Annotated in this window: 3 protein-coding genes; all 3 read left to right on the top strand. The window is 62.3% G+C overall.

The window, feature by feature from the left end; all coding sequences use genetic code 11:
- Positions 1-419 precede the first annotated feature (419 nt).
- From DD1DGNOD_RS09985 to DD1DGNOD_RS09975, 3 genes are read left to right on the top strand one after another with little or no spacing between them, the layout of a single operon-like run.
- Entirely contained in the window at positions 420-1,469 is a 1,050-nt protein-coding gene (locus tag DD1DGNOD_RS09985; RefSeq protein WP_131769964.1) for a Gfo/Idh/MocA family protein, read from the top strand.
- Positions 1,466-2,719, top strand: coding sequence for a DegT/DnrJ/EryC1/StrS family aminotransferase (locus DD1DGNOD_RS09980; RefSeq protein WP_131769963.1), 1,254 nt, complete (start codon positions 1,466-1,468; stop codon positions 2,717-2,719). Before DD1DGNOD_RS09985 ends, DD1DGNOD_RS09980 begins: the two co-directional genes overlap by 4 nt.
- Before the next feature lie 4 nt (positions 2,720-2,723).
- Complete coding sequence (locus DD1DGNOD_RS09975; protein WP_131769962.1) at positions 2,724-3,173, top strand: NUDIX hydrolase; 450 nt, start codon at positions 2,724-2,726, stop codon at positions 3,171-3,173.
- The last annotated feature ends 312 nt before the right edge of the window (positions 3,174-3,485 follow it).

Genomic DNA, 3,485 nt, shown 5'->3' with positions numbered 1-3,485 from the left:
TTGCGGCGTGCCGCAAGGCGTTGCCGCTTCGCCGCCATGCCTCGCCTCCGGCTCTTCAGTGCGTGCGCGTCATGACCGCCGTTTCCGCAGGTCAGCGGCCCGTATGCGTCAGAAAAGCCCCATTTTAGCGCCGTTACCGCCGTGGATCTGCTTGGCCACGTCCGGTTGAGTGCAGATTACGGCCCTGCGCGGATGATCGGCAACGACGCCCCCGCTCCGACGCCTACCTCCGGAGACGACCGTTAAAGGGGAAGTGACATGTGGAGCATGGACGTCTTGATTGTCCACCCTGACCCCGATCCCTGCCCGACGAACCGGCAACCCATTTCACTCGGATGCTGGAATGAAGGGAGTACAGGAAGTCGCTGAAATGATCCGGAAACGGCTCGGCAGGATGAGACCTGAAGGTGCGTCGTGACATGACAACGGATATCAAGTCGTCGTGGCGGGCAATTGCTACTCCTCGGGAGCATCGCGTGAAGCTTCGAGCGGGTGTCGTGGGCCTGGGCAAGCAGGCACTCGAAGACCACATTCCTGGCCTGCACGCCTCGGACGGGGCGAAACTCGTGGCCGTGTGCGACGAGAACCCCGAGATCGTGCGCGAGCAGCAGTATCAACACCGCGTGCAGGGCTACACCGACTTTCGCGAGATGTTCAAGGCTGAGCACCTTGACCTCGTCGTGGTCTGCGTACCACACCATGTCGGCCGGATGGTTATCGAGACGGCGGCCGAGCACAACGTGCATGTGCTCAAAGAGAAGCCGTTCGCCACCAATATGCAGGAAGCGCAAGCGCTCGTGGATATCTGCGAGCGGAGCGGTATTCAGCTTATGGTGACGCTGCAACGGCGCTTCAATCCTATCTATACAAGCTTCACGCAACTGGCCGACCAGATCGGCACACCGTTCGTAGTGGACGCGCAATACACACTACATATTGATGACCCGTCCGAAGGCTGGCGCGGTTTGACCTCCAAGGCCGGAGGCGGCTGCATCATCGACATGGGCTACCACCTGATCGACATGATTTTGTGGTACTTCGGCCTGCCTGACCGTGTACTGGCTGACGTTTCCGTCAGCGCCCGGCCGGACCGAGAATACGACGCTGAAGACACGGCGCTCATTCATTTCGCCTATAACAGCGGCCTATACGGCTCGCTGCTGCTCTCCCGGTTCATCGGCCCCAAGACCGAGCAAATTCGCTTGGCTGGTTCAAAGGGCATGGTTTACTTGGAGCGCGGCCGAATTCGCCGCATGACCAACGGCGGGGAAGTCATCGAGGCGCTGTCGCGGGAACAGGCGTGGCCGTCCGCGGCAGTCGGACAGATCGACTACTTCTGCCGGGCAATTGAAGGTATGCGCCCGAACGCCAGCGGACCGAAAGAGAATCTGGCACACATGAGTTTCATCACGGCTTGCTACGAGTCCGCACGCACCCACGCTTACATCAATCCGAAGGAACTGCTGTGACATCAGCGCTCGCCCTGCTCGGCGGGAAACCCGTCATCACCGAGGACACTGCACACTTCTCGTGGCCGCCCCTCACAGATCAAACCGTAAAGGCTGTGCTCGGCCAGCTTAACGAGAGCATCTCGATCTACGACCGTTCGGGCGTCATTGCGCAGCTGGAAGACGCCCTCCGCGACTATTTCGGTGTGCGCCACGCCGTCCTCACCAGCTCGGGGACGGCCGCTCTGCATTCGATGTACGCGGCGTGCCGAGTCAGAGCAGGCGACGAGATCATCGTTCCGGCCTATACCTTCTTCGCCACGGTGACGCCGTTGCTACATCTCGGCGCGGTGCCAGTGCTGGCCGACTGCGACGCTGACGGCAACCTCGACCCTGAGGACGTAGCCCGACGCATCACGGAGCGGACCTACGCCATCGTGGTCACGCACATGTGGGGCACGCCGGCGGATGTGAGCGCTCTGCGCGGGCTTGCGGACGAGCATGACATTCGGCTGCTGGAGGACGCCTCCCACGCCCACGGGGCGACGGTCAATGGGCGCAAGGCAGGTACGTTCGGGCAGGCGGCAGCCTTCAGCATGAACGGCCCCAAGCCGCTTTCGGCGGGCGAAGGCGGCTGCTTGCTAACCGACGATGACGACACCTACCATCTCGCGCTCCTGCACGGTCAGTACAATAAACGGTGCCGCAACGAGCTGCCTCCCGAGCATCGGCTGTACCGTTATGCAGTCACCGGCATGGGCCTCAAGCACCGCATTCACCCACTGGCCGCAAGCATCGCGCTTGACCAGCTCGGGCACCTGGACGAACACCTTGCCGGACGGGAGCGTATCGCCACTCACCTCTGTGAGCATCTGGACGACCTGCCGGGCATCGCGGCACCACAGCTCGGAACGGACCGGCGCTCGTCGTGGTACGGCTTGATCCTCCAGTACCGCAGCGACGAGTTGGGCGGCCTGCCGGTCGAGCGCTTCTACAACGCTCTCCAGGTCGAAGGATGCCGCGAGCTGGACCGGCCCGGCTCAACCTCTCCGCTCAACCTCCTGCCGCTGTTCCAGGAGCCGGGGCCTTTGTTTCCCGAGCTGGAAGGCAAGTTCTCCTACCGGCCCGGGGATTTCCCGCGCGCCGAAATGGTCCATAACAACACGCTCAAGCTGCCGGTATGGCACCGAGAGGAGGATATGCCCCTGGTCGACAGCTACATCGAGGCATTCCGCAAAGTAACCGAGCATTACGGCGACCTGCTAGGATAAGAATATGGAACGCGCTTCCCTTCTCCAGCAACTCACGACCGAATCCGAGCGTGACGGAGTTCAGCAACTCGTCGTCGGTGCGGTCGTCCAGAATGGCGGCAAGGTGCTGCTCCTTCAGCGCCCCGAGGATGACTTTATGGGCGGTATTTTCGAGCTGCCCAGCGGAAAAGTTGAACCGGGCGAAGCACTGGACACGGCGCTCATTCGGGAAGTCAAAGAAGAAACCGGTCTGGACGTGGCCGCTATCCGCGACTACCTCGGTAGTTTCGATTACACGTCGGGCAGCGGCAAGAAGAGTCGACAGTTCAACTTCGCCGTAGACGTGGCCAGCCCGGAGCCGGTCGAGATGCAAGAGCACGACGCCTTCGTCTGGACGCCGATCAACGAGGAACTGCCGGTGACGGACGCTGTGAAGGACGTGCTCAGCAAGTATCGGGAGTTGCCCAGGGCATAGCTGCCGTCCTCAGCCTGCAATTGTGCCCCGCGACAACGCTTTGGGTCGCGGGGCACAATTGTCCCTCAGCTTGCGCTTTAACCTGCCTATTTCTGAGGCGCCGTCTCCATCGCCTTTCCTTGCTTCCTTGCTTCCTTGGTCTTGCCGATGGGTGGGTGAGGGCGCGTCGGCGGTTGAAGGAAGCGCAGCCGGAAATCGGGTCAGGGGGCGGCCGGCGCGTCGACCATCTCCGGGGGGTCGAAGGCGCGGACGGGCGGGGCGTCCGTGGCGAGCCGTTCGACCTCGACGAGGGCGTGCTGGCCGGTGCAACCC

Source organism: Candidatus Protofrankia californiensis (assembly GCF_900634765.1).
Lineage (GTDB): Bacteria > Actinomycetota > Actinomycetes > Frankiales > Frankiaceae > Protofrankia > Protofrankia californiensis.
Note: the sequence above shows the minus strand (reverse complement) of the source record. Positions and strands in the feature narration are given on the sequence as shown.